The following is a 13,310-nucleotide window of genomic DNA, read 5'->3' as shown; positions in this document are numbered from 1 at the left end:
CTAACGCTCCTGCTTCAGTGCGCTCTCGTGCCAGCGCCGCAGAATGAGATGCGAAATCAGCGACAGTACGAGGAAGATCAGGATGCCGGTAAGTGAAATCAAAAATAGCGCCGCGAAAAGCCTGGGTGCATTCAGCCGGTAGCCGGCCTCGATAATGCGCGAGGCGAGCCCCGACGACTGGCCGGTGGCGCCGGCGACGAACTCGGCCACCACGGCGCCGATCAGCGACAGGCCGCCAGCGATCTTCAGCCCGCCGAGGAAATACGGCATCGCCGCCGGCAGTCTGAGATAGCGCAGCTGCTGCCAACGCGTCGCGCCGTTGAGCTTGAACAGGTCGCGCAGATTGCGGTCGACCGAGTTCAGGCCAAGCGTGGTGTTGGACAGGATCGGGAAGAAGGCGACGATCCAGGCGCACAGCAGAAGCTTGGTCGTCTGATTGTCGACATAGATGTTGATCAGCGGAAAGATCGCCACGATCGGCGTCACCTGCAGCACGATGGCGAACGGGAAGAACGACATCTCCACCCACTTCGACTGCGCGAACAAGACCGCCAGGCCGACGCCGCCGACAACCGCGAGGAGCAGGCTGAGGAAGGTGATGCGCAAGGTGACCAGCAGTGCGGAAAACAGCAGGCCGGCATCGTTGTAGAGCGTTGTCAGCACCACGCCGGGGCGCGGCAGGATGTATTGCGGAATCTCGTTCCACACGCAGATACGGTCCCACAGCCAGATCGCCAGGACCATGATTGCCAGCGGCAGCACCCAGCGGCCGATCCGCTCGAGCCGCTCCTGGCGCACGCGCCGCGCTTCCTCGGGGTCGAGTTTCAACGTGCCGTCAATGACCGTCATGATGCGAGCCCGCTGTTGAATTGATGGCATTGACCAGCACATCCGAGGCCTGCCGGCAAAGGGCCGCATAATCCGGCGAGGTGCGAAACGCCTCGTCGCGCGGATAGGATGCCTCAATGGCGAGTTCGTCGAACACCCTGCCCGGCCGCGCCGCCATGACGACGACGCGGTTGGACAGAAACACGCTTTCGAACACACTGTGGGTGACGAAGACGACGGTGAAGCGCTCGTCCTGCCACAGTTCCAGCAGATCGTTGTTGAGCTTGAAGCGGGTGATCTCGTCGAGCGCGGCGAACGGCTCGTCCATCAACAGCACGCGCGGCTTGGTCACCATGGCGCGCGCGATCGAGACGCGCATCTTCATGCCGCCCGACAGTTCGCGCGGCACGGCGTCTTCGAAGCCGGTCAGGTGAACCCGCGCCAGCATCTCCGTTATCGCCGGAGCGGCCTTGGCGCGGGAAATGCCTTTCAGCCTGAGCGGCAGCCAGACATTGTCGAAGACGCTGGCCCAGGGCAGCAGCGTCGGCTCCTGAAAGACGAAGCCGATATTCGCGCGGTCGAGCGAACCGCCGCCACGCCAGTCGAGCACACCTGATGTCGGCGTCGACAGGCCGGCAATCAGCCGCAGCGCGGTCGACTTGCCGCAGCCCGACGGTCCGAGCAGGCTCAGGAAATCGCCTTCCCGGATCGTCAGGTCGACATCGCTGAGCGCCGTCACGCCATTGGAAAAGACCTTGCCGACGCCACGCAGCGCCAGCAAGGTCGGAGCCATGTCCGAGGCGGGCGTTTGCGCTACCTTTTCCCGCATCATGCCGGGCCGGCCTATTTCTTCAGCTCGAGCCCGACGCCCTTGTTGACGAAGGCCAGCGTGTAGGCCTTCGTGATGTCGATGCCTGCAGGCGTGACCTTGGCCTTGACCATCTTGTCGTAGAAGCTCTTGATCCGCGCATCGGTCATGGCGCCGATGCCGAGCTTCTCGGTGTCGCCGGAATCGGCAAGGCCGAACTTCTTCATCTGGTCGATCGAGAAAGCGATCTGCTCGTCGCTCATGTCAGGATTGTCTTTCTTGATCATGTCGTTGGCGGCCTTGTTGTCGCCGTAGAGGTACTTGTACCAGCCCTTGGCCGAGCCATCGACGAAGCACTGGACCACCTCGGGTTTCTTGTCGATCGTGTCCTGCATCACCTCGATCGTGGTCGAATAGGTGTCCCAACCATAGTCGGCGAGCAGGAACTGGTTCGGCACGAAGCCGCCTTCCTTCTTGACCGCGAACGGCTCCGAAGTGACGTAGCCCTGCTGGATCGACTTCTTGTTGGCGAGGAAAGGAGCGGTGTTGTAGGTGTAGGGCGCACGCTTTGAAGCGTCGAAACCGAGTTCGATGACCATCCACTGGAAGAAGGTCTGCGCACCTTCATCGCCCAGAATGTACTGCTCGGCGTTCTTCAGGTCTTCCCATTTGTCGAGCCCCTCACCGGGGTGGGACATGATGACCTGCGGATCCTTCTGGAAATCGGCGGCCACGACACGCATCGGAATGCCCTGCTGGACGGCATCGAAGGCCGACAGCAAATTGCCGCCCATGTAGAAATCGATCTTGCCGGCAAGGAGCATCGGCCGGCCGCTGACCTGCGGGCCGCCCTGCATGATGGTGACATCGAGGCCGCAGGCGGCATAGGTGCCATCCGCCACGGCCTGGTAATAGCCGCCATGTTCCGGCTCGGCGAGCCAGTTGGTGCCGAAAGTGACTTTTTCATTCGCCGCCGCGCCCAATGTGCTGGCCGCAAGGAGAGCCACCACCGCGACCGAAATCTTCTGTTTCACGTACATTGACCACCACCCTTTATTTGCACCAGCGCGCTGCGCGCCGTGCTTGACACCAAAGATTCAAGAAGCAAGACACATGCCACCGGCGTCGCGCGCCGGGACCCGCCCGCCTGCACCACAGCCATCTGCGAAAGCCGGAAAGGTCGTGCTGCACCGAAGGGCATCGTGCCTATTTTTTGAACGCCTGTCCACAATCGCACCGGCGACATGCACCGCCATCTTGATGGTGCAATGCATCCGGCCTTAGGCTGGCGATATCCAGGAGATTGCCATGTTCAAGTTCCTCACCCCGAAGTCGATCAAGCCGCCCTTTGCCCGTTACAGCCACGGCGTCGAGGTGCCGGCCGGCAAGCGGCTGGTGCTGTGCTCGGGGCAGGTCGCCATCACGGCGGACGACCAGATACCGGACGACGCCGGTGCGCAGGCCGAACTTTGCTTCAGGAACATCGCGGCGATCCTGGAAGAAGCCGGGCTGGGATTGCCGGACATCGTGCGCATCAATGCCTATGTCACCGACCGCGCGCATCTGCGGCCCTATATGGAGGTCCGCGACCGGCTGTTTTCAAGCCCGGCGCCGGCCTCGACGCTGATGATCGTTTCCGGCTTTGCCCGGCCCGAATTCAAGGTCGAGGTCGAGGCGATCGCGGCCGGGTGATCGACAGGCCGGCCACACCGCGCTAGGTCTGCCCTGATCATTTGAAGAGGCGTGACATGACCGTAGCAAAAAGACGCGTCTGGTGGGGCGATTACCGGACAACCGAGTATGCCTCGATCGATCCCGAGACGACGATCGCGGTGCTGCCGGTCGCGGCGATCGAGCAGCATGGGCCGCATCTGCCCGTCTCGACCGACACCTCGATCATGAACGGCATGCTCGACACGGTGATCGCACGCCTGCCCGAGGACCTCGATATCCGCATCCTGCCGGTCCAGGCGGTGGGCAAGTCGAACGAGCATCTGCACGCGCCGGGAACATTGACCCTGCCGGCAACGACGCTGATCGAGGCGTGGACCGAGCTTGGCCTGTCGATAGCGCGCGCCGGCGTGCGCAAGCTCATCGTCGTCAATTCCCATGGCGGCAATGAAGAGATCATGGGCATCGTCACGCGCGAACTGCGCGTGCGCGAAAAGATGCTGGCGGTGAAGACCAGTTGGCAGCGCTTTGGCCGTCCGGCCGGCATGTACACCGAACTCGAGGACCGCCACGGCATCCATGGCGGCGATGTCGAGACTTCGCTGATGCTGCATTTCCGGCCGGATCTCGTCGACATGGGCAAGGCCGACAATTTCGTTTCCAACGTCGCCGACGCGGAGAAGGAATTCGCGCTTCTGCGCCAGACCGGCACGCATGCCTTCGCCTGGATCGCCAGCGATCTCAACCCGAACGGCGTGGTCGGTGACGCCAGCATTGCAACGGCGGAGAAAGGCCGATTGACGGCGGAATATCAGGCCGATGGCTTCATCAGCCTGGTGCGCGACGTGCGCAAGGCAAAGCTCGCCGACTGGCTGAAATAGCCGCCTAAATATCGATCTTGAGTGCGAACGGCGTGCCTTCGAAGGCGTCGGCGCCGCGCCCGATCGTTTCGACCGCCTCGATCATGCGGCCATTGCGCTCGAGCAGCGTGTCGGCCACCGCGATCAGCCGTGGATTGGGCGTCGCCGAAGGCGACAGCGCGCGCAAGGTCTGCGCCAGTTCCACCTCGTCGCGTTTCGGCGCCAAAGCCGCGGCGATGATATAGGCCGAGGCGGTCGAGCGGCTGATGCCGGCATAGCAGTGCACGACCATCGGCTTTGCCCGATCCCAGCGGCGCGCGAAATCGAGCAGATTGCGTACATGCTCCTCGCCAGGCATGGTCATGCCGTCCTGCGCCACCGCGATGTCGTGCATGACCAGATGCAGGTGGTTTTCCCGGGCGATCGAGGTCGGACGCACCACCTCGGTGCCGGCGGCAAGCAGCGACAGCATGCGGTCGGCGCCGGTCCTGGCCACCGTTTCCTCGATCTTCGCCAGCGAGCAGACATGGATCATTGTTTCGAACCTTTCGACCGATCCTCGCGCCGCGACGTCCAGTCAGCAAGGGCGAATTCAAGCCTGCGCCATTCTTCCTCGCTCGCCGGCAGGCCGGCGCGCAGGGCATGCGGCCGGTCGGAGAAATGCCGGAGCAGGATGCCACTCTCGCCAAGCGCGGAAAACAGGCCGCCGGCATCGGGCAGGCTGAGATAGCGGAACAATGTGGTGCCGCCCGCGACGCGAACGCCGAACCGGCCAAACAGCGCATCGAGCCGCACCACCTCATCCGCCAGCGACGCCCGTATCGCATCCTGCCAGTCGAGATCGGCGAGCGCGCGGATGCCGTATTCCAGCGCCGGTCCGGCGACGGCCCACGGCCCGAACTGCATGTCCAACCGTTCAGCCGTCGGCGCATCGGCAAGCGCGAACCCAAGCCGCAGGCCGGCCAGACCGAAGAATTTGCCAAACGAACGCAGCACGATGATGCCGCCCTGGGCGACATCGCCGGCGAGGCTGTGTTCGCGTGGACCGACATCCATGAACGCCTCGTCGACGGCCAGCAGCCCGCCCTTGGCGCGAAGTCCGTCAGCCAGCATCAGCAGCCGGTCGCGCTCGATGATTCGCCCATCCGGATTGTTCGGATTGACGATGATGGCGAGGTCAGCGTCGACCAGCGCCGCGAAATCGCTGACCTCGACCACCTCATGCCCGGCAATCGCCGCCGCCCGGGCGTGTTCGGCATAGGTCGGCCCCAGCACCATCGCCTTGCCGGGCTTCACCAGCGAGGCTACGCGCGGCAGCAGAATTTGGGTCCCGGGCGCCGCCACCACGTTTCCCGCGGAAGGCGCGCCATAGGTGTTGGCCGCGATCTCTATCAGTTCGCGCCCACGCGCGGCCTCCGGCAACCGCCACAGGGAGGTGGCGGGCAGGTGGAAAAGCGGGTAGGAGTGCGGATTGATACCGGTCGAGAGGTCGACGAAAGGCAGCACGGCATTGGGGAAAAGCACCCTTGCCCGGCCAAGACTTCCACCATGGTCCACCGCTCCTTCAAGAAGCTTCATGTCAGTCCTGATCGCTTTCCTGTCCTTGGTTGTCGAATTCGTCCTTGGTTATCCCGACTGGCTGTTTCGCGCCATCGGCCATCCGGTGACGTGGTTCGGCAGGCTGATATCCTTTCTCGACTTGAGGCTCAACCGCGCCACTGATCCCGACGCACTGCGTCGCCAACGTGGTGTCCAGGCGCTTTTGGTCATCGTGCTGGTGCCGGCGCTGACAGGTCTTTGCGTGCAGCTCGTTCTGCTCTGGTTCGTCCCCTTGGGATGGATCATTGCCGTCCTTCTGGCAACATCGCTTCTGTCGCAGAAGAGCCTGCACGAACATGTCGAAGCCGTCGCCGACGCGCTCGACAGTGGAGGCCTCGACATGGGCCGCGCCGCCGTCTCGCGGATCGTCGGCCGCGATCCCGAAACGCTGGACCGGGCAGGCGTCTGCCGTGCGGCGATCGAAAGCCTGGCGGAGAATTTTTCCGATGGCATCGTCGCCCCCGCCTTCTGGACCGGCGTTGGCGGGCTGGCCGGCGGCGCCGCCTACAAGGCGGCCAACACCGCCGATTCGATGATCGGCCACCACACCCCGCGCCATGAGGCGTTCGGCTGGGCGGCGGCGCGCTTCGACGATTGGATCAACCTGCCGGCATCGCGGCTGACCGCGCTGCTGATCGTGCTCGCTTCCTTCTTGGTCGAGGGCGCCGACCCCCACGGCGCCTGGCAAGCGGTACGGCGCGACGCGAAAAAACACCGCTCGCCCAATGCCGGCTGGCCCGAAGCGGCCATGGCCGGCGCGCTTGGTCTGGCGCTTGCCGGGCCACGCAGCTATGGCGGTGTCATGGTCGACGACATCTTCATGGGCGAAGGCGGCCGCAGCGATGTCGACAGCGGCGACATCAGGCGGGCGCTGCAACTCTACCGTATCGCTGATTTCCTGCTGATTGGCTTGTTCGGCCTGGTCGCGGTGATCGCTGTTCTGGTTTTCTAAAACTCGATGCCCTGCTGGGCTTTCACGCCCGCCGAGAAATGATGCTTGGTGGCGCCCATCTCGGTGACCAGATCCGCAGCCTCGACCAGCGCTGGCTTGGCGTTGCGGCCGGTGACGACGACATGCAGGCCCTCGCGCCGGCCCTTCAGCGCCGCAACCACCTTGTCGAGATCGAGGTAGTCGTAGCGCAACGCAATGTTGAGCTCGTCGAGCACGACAAGGCTGATCGAGGGATCGTCGATCAATTCCAGTGCCTTGGCCCAGGCGGTCTCGGCAGCGGCGATATCGCGCTTCAGGTCCTGCGTCTCCCAGGTGAAACCCTCGCCCATTGCGTGCCAGACGACGCGGTCGCCGAAGGCGGCAAACGCATCCTTCTCGCCGGTGTGCCATTTGCCCTTGATGAATTGCACGACGCCGACGCGATTGCCGTAGCCGAGCATCCGCAGCGCCAGCCCGAAGGCGGCCGTGGTCTTGCCCTTGCCGGGACCGGTGTTGACGATCAGCAACCCCTTCTCGACCGTCTTGCTCGCAACCTCGGCGTCCTGCACGGCCTTGCGCTTGGCCATCTTGGCGCGATGGCGTTCTTCATCCTTGCCGTCGATGTCAGTCATTTCACTTCACCTTGAGCGGTAGCCCCGCCACCATCAGGAGCACCGTGTCGGCAACCGCGGCGACCCGCTGGTTGAGCCGGCCGGCGTCGTCGCGAAAACGCCGCGCCAGCGCATTGTCGGGCACGATGCCTTGCCCGACCTCGTTCGACACCACGAACCACGGTCCGCGCGGCCGCGACAGCACGTCGGCCAGCCGTCGGCACTCAGTCTCGACGTCGTGATCGGCCAGCATATGATTGGTCAGCCATAGCGTCAGGCAGTCGACAAGCACCGGCTGATCATCCGGCAAGGCCTCCAGCGCTTCGGCAAGGTCGAGCGGCGCGTCGATGGTCGACCAGCCCTCGCCGCGCCGGGAGCGGTGCAGTGCGATGCGCTCATGCATCTCGTCGTCATAGGCTTGCGCCGTGGCAATATAGGCCCATGACGAGGGCAATGCCGTCACCAGGGTTTCGGCGTGCGCGCTCTTGCCGGAGCGCGCACCACCGATGATGAAAGTCAGCTTGCCGCGATCAGGCAAAGCTGTCGCGCAAGCTGGTCGCCGTGCCGGTGAAGCGCCTGCGCACCACGCCCACGACCGCGCCGAGCACCAGCCAGAACACCAGATTGGTCACCGTCACCGCCACCACGAACTGATGGTGCAGGCCTTCCGGGATAGGCGTCTCGAAACTGTCGGGCTGCGGCGCGCCGACGACGTGCGGGGCGACGATCAGCAAGACGGCGAGGATGGTCAATGGCAGCGATCTGCGAAACACTATCAGGCCAAGGCCGATAGCCGTCGCCGCGGCCGTTGCCGTCCACCAGATCTGGCGCGCAAGCAGATCGGCCGCCGGCATTGCCGGCAGTTCCGGCTGCAGGCCGAGGCCTGGTGCCAGCGTGAACACGGCAAAGCCGGCCAGCCCCCAGAACACGCCCTGGCGCCAATTGCCGACGCCGCCGGCAAACTCGGAAACCGCGACCAGGACCAGCGCGAAGCCGATGCCGGTGACGATATTGGCAACCACGCTGAAGGCAAAACGCTCGACACCGTCGGCCGGCGCCCAACCCTCGTCTTCCTCCGCCGGTGCCGTGACTTCGGCGGGTGCTGGCGCGGCAGAACTCATCGCATTCCCAGCGGGCGCGACCGTGCTCACCGCATCGTTGCTCGCTGCTGGTGCAGCCGCGTGGTCATGGTGATGGCCGCCGCCGGCCTGTTCGTAGACTTCCGCCTTGAGGATCAGCGGCACTGTCGCATAGGCCTGCATGCAGGCGAGAACGACACCGGCCACGAGCCCCGCGATCGCCGCGACGAACACGACGTTGCGAAACAGATTCATGATGTCAGATCCTCGTTAGTGGCAGGGAAATGCCATCGAGTGGCGATAGTCGTGGGCGGCATTGTGGACCGCATCGATATGCGAGAAACCGACAAAGCCGACGACGAACATGCCGAGCAGCGCCGCGAGCGCGAGCTGCATGAAGCGCGACTGCGAGGAGACGGAGGCGCCGAGGGAGACGGAAGCGGTAGTCATGTCTTGTCCTTTCGCCCTCCACCCGAGGGCATCGAAGTCAGTTTCCTGTCGCCGGCAGGTCTCCTGGCTCGCGGATAAGCGCCCTTCCCCACCTTCCCGAAGGAAAACCTTCAGTGGCATATGGAGAGGACTACCGCACACAGTTGCGGGGGCAGCCACGGCATTGGACAGGAATTCCTGTCCGCACCGCATTCCCTCTTGGCTCCAAAAAGGAACCGACGACGTTGGTGACTATAGGGAAATTCGCCGCGCGCGGCAAACCAAATTCCGACAGTCGCCAGCGCAGGAGCGTCGTATCGGCAAGGCCGCTCCCCTCCTGATTGACAAACTTCATGGCCGGGTGTCGGCTGCCAACCTGACAGGAAGCCAGCCATGCAGCCTGATGCCAGCGGGCGCGAGCCCTATAGCGGCCTGACCCGAACCGAGCCGACCCTGCCCTCATCGGCCTATTGGGACCAGGAGAACTATCAGCGTGATCTCGACGCCATCTGGTACAGAAATTGGCTGCTCGTCTGCCGCGAGGCCGACCTTGCCCAGCCTTTGGCATTCCGCACCTTCCGCGTCGGTACGCAGGAAATCCTTGTGCTGCGCGACGACGCCGGCGAGTTGCGTGCCTTCCACAATACGTGCCGGCATCGCGGCTCGCAGCTTTGCCAGGAAAGCGAAGGACGCCTGAAGGCCCGGCTGATCACCTGCCCGTACCATGCCTGGTCGTATTCGCTGCGTGGCGATCTGGTGCGTGTACCGTCGAAATCGCTGCCCGACGGCTTCGACAAGGCCGACCACCCGCTTTATCGCGTTGCACTCTCGGTGTGGCGGGGCTTCGTCTTCGTCAATCTTGCTGAAGATGCCGCCTGCTCAGCGCAGTCATCCTTCGACCCGGCCTCCGGCGACCTCGGCAACTGGCCGCTGGACACGCTGGTGTCAGGCCATGTGCTGCGCAAGGTGATGAACTGCAACTGGAAGATTTTCTGGGAAAACTTCAACGAGTGCCTGCACTGCCCGGGCGTCCACAAGGACCTGTCGCGGCTGGTGCCGATCTATGGCCGCGGCCTGATGAGCCGGCATGACGATCCCGAATGGACGCGCCATGCCGACAATGATGCGCCGGAATTCTCCGGCGGCCTGCGCGCCGGGGCTGAAACATGGTCGCGTGATGGGCAGACGCATGGGCCGGTTTTCCCCGGCTTGACGCAGGCGGAACGCACCGCCGGCCAGACCTATGCCACCAGCCTGCCCTCGATGTTCATCGTCGGCCATGTCGACTATGTCAGGACCGTGCGGCTGGTGCCGCTCGGTCCCGAACAGACCGAATTGACCGCCGAATGGCTGTTCGCGCCCGAGGCGCTCGCCGCCACCGATATCGACAACATCGTCGCCTTCGGCACACAGGTGCTGGAGGAGGATGCCGCGATCTGCGAGGTCAACCAGAAGGGCCTGCGCTCGATGCGCCATACAGCCGGCGTGCTGATGCCGGAGGAGTACGATTTGCACCGCTTCCACAATTGGGTGCGCGAGCGCCATACTGAGCTTTCGCTCTGATTTTTTAGAGGGATTTAGGCAGGTAGCGCCAGGTCATGAAGCCGCAAAACGCCGCCAGCAGGCCGAGCGTGACGAACACCGATCCCAATCCGAAGAAGGCCAGCACTACCGAATAGACAAGCGGCGGCGTCAATTCGGAAAAGTCGAGATAGGTGCGGTAGACCGCCGCCATCTGCGCGCGTTCATAGGAGCGCACCGAGCGCATGAAGGCGGTCGAGCCCAGCGCGTCGAGCGCGATGGTGAAGAAGGCGCCGCACAACAGGAAGGTGCCGGTCAGCAACGGCTCTGCCGCTCCGACCGTGCCCGCCGCCAGCAGCGACGCCGACATCGCGAAATAGGCAAACGTCATGGTGCGTCTGCCGCCAAAGCGTTTTCCTGCCTTGCCCCAGAAGATCGCCATGAACAGCAGCGCATTGCCGGCCGAGACCAGCAGGCCGCCTGCCAGTTCACCCTCGCCGGTGATCACCATGAACAGCGGTCCATAGACGAAGAACGTCGTCCAGAAGCAGGACCGGCCGAAGGCGATCAGCCAGGCGAGCCTGAGCCTTGGCTGCGCCACGAAGCGGCCGATGTTGGCGAGCGGATTTGCCGGCCGCGTCTTGCCCGGGCGGATCGACGGGTTGTCGCCCAGCCGGTAGGTCCAGAACAGCGCCAGCAAAGCCATGGCGAAAACCGCCACCGCGCCATGCGCGGCATAGATGCCGAAATGCGCATAAAGGAAAATGCCAAGCGTCGGCCCGCCCGTCCAGGCAACCATCGACCACGCCATGCGCAGCGATTCGGCCTGCATGAAGTCGGTCTTGCGGATGTGGTCCATGATGTAGAGGTTGAGCGTGATCGACAGCGCACTGGCACCCATCACCCGGCACAGCATCCCGGCCAATTGTCCGGCGAGCGTATGGGTGACGAAGAACAGCGAGCCGATGGCGAGCAGGCAGGCGCCTGCCGTGTAGACCCAGCGCCGCGCGAAGCGGCGGATCAGCATCGGCATGAACAAGGTCACCGACAGGCCGAGCATGGATACGACGGTATAGAGGATCGAGACGATCTGCTCGTTGTGGAGGATCTCGTAGGCCTGGATCGGGATGACGCTCGACACCATGGCGCGGGCGAAGGACTCGACCGCGTAGAGCGAGGCGAAGGTGCGCGCATCCGCGGCCTTGAGGGCCGGAAGCCAGATCGGATGGCGCACATGCGTGGACATTGCTTCCCCAAAGCAGAATCGCGGCGTCAAATCTGCCGTGGACATTTCATGCCCATTAAGAGGAAACCGACGCACAGCCGGCGAAAAGCGAAGCCGGTCAAAGGCTTTCCCGCGCTGGCCCAATTCGGCGGCTGGCGCGGGCTCCGCCGCGCGGTCAGGCCAAGGCGACCGGTCTTCTTCTATCCAGTGCAACCGTGATAGTCGTCTTGGAGGGGCTGAATCAGATCGCGAGACCATGAGCATCCACACGCCGACCGCACCCGTTCCGGAGCCATCGAAGCGCATCGTTGCCATCGATATTTTGCGCGGCATCGCGCTGATCGCGATGGCAAGCTACCATTTCACCTGGGACCTGGAATTCTTCGGTTACACCGACCCCGGTCTCACCGCCTTCGGCTGGTGGAAGATCTACGCCCGCTGCATCGCCTCGACCTTTCTGTTCCTGGTCGGCGTCAGCCTCTATCTCGCCCATGGCCGGCAAATCCGCTGGAACTCCTTCTGGAAGCGGTTCGCCATGGTTGCAGGTGCTGCGATCGCCATCTCGGTCGTCACCCGCATCGCAACGCCGGATGGATTCATCTTCTTCGGCATCCTGCATGAGATCGCGCTCGCCAGCCTGCTTGGCCTCGCCTTCCTGCGCCTGCCGGCGCTGCTGACGCTTGTCGTCGCCGCACTGGTCATCGCGGCGCCAGTCTACCTGCGCTTCGAGGCACTCGATCACCCCTGGCTGTGGTGGATTGGCCTTTCCGCCGTCAATCCGCGCTCCAACGACTACGTGCCGCTGTTCCCCTGGTTCGGCGCGGTGCTTCTCGGCCTCGGAGCGGCGAAACTCGCTTCCGCTTCCGGCATGCGGGCACGCCTGGCGAGCCTCGTGCCCGGCCGCTGGGCCAATCCACTGGTCTTCATCGGCCGCCACAGCCTGGCCTTTTACCTGATCCACCAGCCGCTGCTGATCGGTAGCGTCTGGCTGTTCTCGCAAGTGATGCCGGCGCAGGTCGAAACCCCGCAGGTCAATTTCCTGAAAACCTGCCAGCGCTCGTGCGAGCAGATGCGCAACGCAACCTTCTGTTCGAGCTATTGCGGCTGCATGCTTGATACGCTGCAAGGCGAAGGATCACTTGATCGGCTCTTCAACAACGACCAGACTGCGGACTTCAGGGCGCATCTGTCCGATCTTGCCGCAACGTGCACCGCCAAGACCGAGGACAAGATGACGGAGGGAGGGACACAATGACCGAACCGAAGCCTGGAGTGATACCGTGGCCGCCGGTGATCTACGCTGCCGCGATCGCCATCAGCATCATCCTCGGCATGCTCTATCCCTTGCCCTGGATCGGAGACCTCCTGGGCGATATCCTGTTCGCCGCCGGTTGGGTGGCGTTGTTCGCCGTCGCCGTACTCTGGTTCACCGCGATCCGCACCATGATGCGGGCCAGGACAACGCTCAATCCCAACGCCGTGCCCGATCATCTCGTCACGACCGGCCCCTTCGGCGTCACCCGCAACCCGATGTACCTGGCCAACACGCTGCTGTTGATCGGCATTGCCTTCGTCTCGGGCATCGCCTGGTTTTTCCTGCTTGCCTTCGTCGCCGCCTTCGTCACCCAGAAGGTCGCGATCGAGGGCGAGGAAAAGATATTGGCGGCGAAGTTCGGCAAGAAATACCGCGACTATGCCAAGCGGGTGCGGCGCTGGATTTGAGTCAGCGTTAAATTTGTCAATCTCCC

At 63.7% G+C, this 13,310-nt stretch carries 16 protein-coding genes and 1 riboswitch; of the genes, 6 read left to right on the top strand and 10 right to left on the bottom strand.

The annotated features are described in order from the left end of the window. The 3 genes from O7B34_RS10080 to O7B34_RS10070 are packed head-to-tail and all read right to left on the bottom strand — an operon-like array spanning position 1 to position 2,676. A complete protein-coding gene (locus tag O7B34_RS10080) occupies positions 1-849 on the bottom strand; it encodes an ABC transporter permease (protein ID WP_027146494.1) in 849 nt (282 codons plus the stop codon). Then, the gene (locus O7B34_RS10075; protein WP_337141720.1) at positions 836-1,660 is read right to left on the bottom strand and encodes an ABC transporter ATP-binding protein; all 825 of its coding nucleotides are present in this window, start codon (positions 1,658-1,660) and stop codon (positions 836-838) included. Before O7B34_RS10075 ends, O7B34_RS10080 begins: the two co-directional genes overlap by 14 nt. A gap of 11 nt (positions 1,661-1,671) precedes the next feature. Beyond that, positions 1,672-2,676: an ABC transporter substrate-binding protein gene (locus O7B34_RS10070; protein ID WP_027146496.1), complete on the bottom strand. Its 1,005-nt coding sequence runs from the start codon at positions 2,674-2,676 to the stop codon at positions 1,672-1,674. A 268-nt stretch (positions 2,677-2,944) separates the two neighbouring features. Between O7B34_RS10070 and O7B34_RS10065 the strand changes: the two genes are divergently transcribed. Together O7B34_RS10065 and O7B34_RS10060 are read left to right on the top strand one after the other, a co-directional pair. Continuing rightward, a complete protein-coding gene (locus tag O7B34_RS10065) occupies positions 2,945-3,328 on the top strand; it encodes a RidA family protein (RefSeq protein WP_337145925.1) in 384 nt (127 codons plus the stop codon). 56 nt (positions 3,329-3,384) lie between these two features. Beyond that, a complete protein-coding gene (locus tag O7B34_RS10060) occupies positions 3,385-4,188 on the top strand; it encodes a creatininase family protein (protein WP_337145923.1) in 804 nt (267 codons plus the stop codon). Between the two features lie 4 nt (positions 4,189-4,192). On the opposite strand, the gene O7B34_RS10055 is transcribed toward O7B34_RS10060, so the two are convergent. Both O7B34_RS10055 and cobD read right to left on the bottom strand, forming a co-directional pair. Further along, positions 4,193-4,702 (bottom strand): tyrosine phosphatase family protein, encoded by a 510-nt coding sequence (locus tag O7B34_RS10055; protein WP_337145921.1) that lies wholly within the window; start codon positions 4,700-4,702, stop codon positions 4,193-4,195. After that, positions 4,699-5,745: a threonine-phosphate decarboxylase CobD gene (gene cobD, locus O7B34_RS10050; protein ID WP_337145920.1), complete on the bottom strand. Its 1,047-nt coding sequence runs from the start codon at positions 5,743-5,745 to the stop codon at positions 4,699-4,701. Before cobD ends, O7B34_RS10055 begins: the two co-directional genes overlap by 4 nt. Between cobD and cbiB the strand changes: the two genes are divergently transcribed. Beyond that, positions 5,744-6,718, top strand: a complete 975-nt coding sequence (gene cbiB / locus O7B34_RS10045) for an adenosylcobinamide-phosphate synthase CbiB (protein WP_337145919.1) — start codon at positions 5,744-5,746, stop codon at positions 6,716-6,718. The two genes, cobD and cbiB, sit on opposite strands and share 2 nt — an antisense overlap. Here cbiB and cobO read toward each other — a convergent pair. The 4 genes from cobO to O7B34_RS10025 are packed head-to-tail and all read right to left on the bottom strand — an operon-like array spanning position 6,715 to position 8,837. After that, positions 6,715-7,329 carry a cob(I)yrinic acid a,c-diamide adenosyltransferase gene (gene cobO / locus O7B34_RS10040; protein ID WP_337145917.1) on the bottom strand — a complete coding sequence of 205 codons (615 nt, stop codon included), beginning with the start codon at positions 7,327-7,329 and terminating at the stop codon, positions 6,715-6,717. The two genes, cbiB and cobO, sit on opposite strands and share 4 nt — an antisense overlap. 1 nt (position 7,330) lies before the next feature. Next, positions 7,331-7,846 (bottom strand): bifunctional adenosylcobinamide kinase/adenosylcobinamide-phosphate guanylyltransferase, encoded by a 516-nt coding sequence (gene cobU, locus O7B34_RS10035; RefSeq protein WP_337145915.1) that lies wholly within the window; start codon positions 7,844-7,846, stop codon positions 7,331-7,333. Continuing rightward, positions 7,839-8,642 (bottom strand): CbtA family protein, encoded by an 804-nt coding sequence (locus O7B34_RS10030; RefSeq protein WP_337145913.1) that lies wholly within the window; start codon positions 8,640-8,642, stop codon positions 7,839-7,841. Before O7B34_RS10030 ends, cobU begins: the two co-directional genes overlap by 8 nt. A gap of 15 nt (positions 8,643-8,657) precedes the next feature. Beyond that, the gene (locus tag O7B34_RS10025) at positions 8,658-8,837 is read right to left on the bottom strand and encodes a CbtB domain-containing protein (protein WP_140502595.1); all 180 of its coding nucleotides are present in this window, start codon (positions 8,835-8,837) and stop codon (positions 8,658-8,660) included. Positions 8,838-8,873: 36 nt separating this feature from the next. Continuing rightward, a riboswitch (cobalamin riboswitch) is annotated at positions 8,874-9,072 on the bottom strand. A gap of 137 nt (positions 9,073-9,209) precedes the next feature. Here O7B34_RS10025 and O7B34_RS10020 point away from each other — a divergent pair. Further along, positions 9,210-10,379, top strand: coding sequence for an aromatic ring-hydroxylating oxygenase subunit alpha (locus O7B34_RS10020; RefSeq protein ID WP_337145911.1), 1,170 nt, complete (start codon positions 9,210-9,212; stop codon positions 10,377-10,379). A gap of 4 nt (positions 10,380-10,383) precedes the next feature. Here O7B34_RS10020 and O7B34_RS10015 read toward each other — a convergent pair whose 3' ends face one another. Then, positions 10,384-11,583, bottom strand: a complete 1,200-nt coding sequence (locus tag O7B34_RS10015) for an MFS transporter (RefSeq protein ID WP_337145909.1) — start codon at positions 11,581-11,583, stop codon at positions 10,384-10,386. A 235-nt stretch (positions 11,584-11,818) separates the two neighbouring features. Here O7B34_RS10015 and O7B34_RS10010 point away from each other — a divergent pair, with 235 nt between their 5' ends. Together O7B34_RS10010 and O7B34_RS10005 are read left to right on the top strand one after the other, a co-directional pair. Further along, positions 11,819-12,817 (top strand): heparan-alpha-glucosaminide N-acetyltransferase, encoded by a 999-nt coding sequence (locus O7B34_RS10010; RefSeq protein ID WP_337145907.1) that lies wholly within the window; start codon positions 11,819-11,821, stop codon positions 12,815-12,817. Further along, entirely contained in the window at positions 12,814-13,284 is a 471-nt protein-coding gene (locus O7B34_RS10005) for a methyltransferase family protein (protein ID WP_337141707.1), read from the top strand. Before O7B34_RS10010 ends, O7B34_RS10005 begins: the two co-directional genes overlap by 4 nt. Positions 13,285-13,310: the final 26 nt, after the last annotated feature.

Source organism: Mesorhizobium sp. Cs1299R1N3, assembly GCF_037179625.1.
GTDB classification, from domain to species: domain Bacteria; phylum Pseudomonadota; class Alphaproteobacteria; order Rhizobiales; family Rhizobiaceae; genus Mesorhizobium; species Mesorhizobium salmacidum.
This window is presented reverse-complemented; position numbering and strand designations above follow the sequence as displayed.

Excerpts from the sequence above, each read along its gene's own strand:
- O7B34_RS10080 (WP_027146494.1), bottom strand. The coding sequence starts at position 849 with ATGACGGTCATTGACGGCACGTTGAAACTCGACCCCGAGGAAGCGCGG.
- O7B34_RS10075 (WP_337141720.1), bottom strand. The coding sequence starts at position 1,660 with ATGATGCGGGAAAAGGTAGCGCAAACGCCCGCCTCGGACATGGCTCCG.
- O7B34_RS10070 (WP_027146496.1), bottom strand. The coding sequence starts at position 2,676 with ATGTACGTGAAACAGAAGATTTCGGTCGCGGTGGTGGCTCTCCTTGCG.
- O7B34_RS10065 (WP_337145925.1), top strand. The coding sequence starts at position 2,945 with ATGTTCAAGTTCCTCACCCCGAAGTCGATCAAGCCGCCCTTTGCCCGT.
- O7B34_RS10060 (WP_337145923.1), top strand. The coding sequence starts at position 3,385 with ATGACCGTAGCAAAAAGACGCGTCTGGTGGGGCGATTACCGGACAACC.
- O7B34_RS10055 (WP_337145921.1), bottom strand. The coding sequence starts at position 4,702 with ATGATCCATGTCTGCTCGCTGGCGAAGATCGAGGAAACGGTGGCCAGG.
- cbiB (WP_337145919.1), top strand. The coding sequence starts at position 5,744 with ATGTCAGTCCTGATCGCTTTCCTGTCCTTGGTTGTCGAATTCGTCCTT.
- cobD (WP_337145920.1), bottom strand. The coding sequence starts at position 5,745 with ATGAAGCTTCTTGAAGGAGCGGTGGACCATGGTGGAAGTCTTGGCCGG.
- cobO (WP_337145917.1), bottom strand. The coding sequence starts at position 7,329 with ATGACTGACATCGACGGCAAGGATGAAGAACGCCATCGCGCCAAGATG.
- O7B34_RS10030 (WP_337145913.1), bottom strand. The coding sequence starts at position 8,642 with ATGAATCTGTTTCGCAACGTCGTGTTCGTCGCGGCGATCGCGGGGCTC.
- O7B34_RS10025 (WP_140502595.1), bottom strand. The coding sequence starts at position 8,837 with ATGACTACCGCTTCCGTCTCCCTCGGCGCCTCCGTCTCCTCGCAGTCG.
- O7B34_RS10020 (WP_337145911.1), top strand. The coding sequence starts at position 9,210 with ATGCAGCCTGATGCCAGCGGGCGCGAGCCCTATAGCGGCCTGACCCGA.
- O7B34_RS10015 (WP_337145909.1), bottom strand. The coding sequence starts at position 11,583 with ATGTCCACGCATGTGCGCCATCCGATCTGGCTTCCGGCCCTCAAGGCC.
- O7B34_RS10010 (WP_337145907.1), top strand. The coding sequence starts at position 11,819 with ATGAGCATCCACACGCCGACCGCACCCGTTCCGGAGCCATCGAAGCGC.
- O7B34_RS10005 (WP_337141707.1), top strand. The coding sequence starts at position 12,814 with ATGACCGAACCGAAGCCTGGAGTGATACCGTGGCCGCCGGTGATCTAC.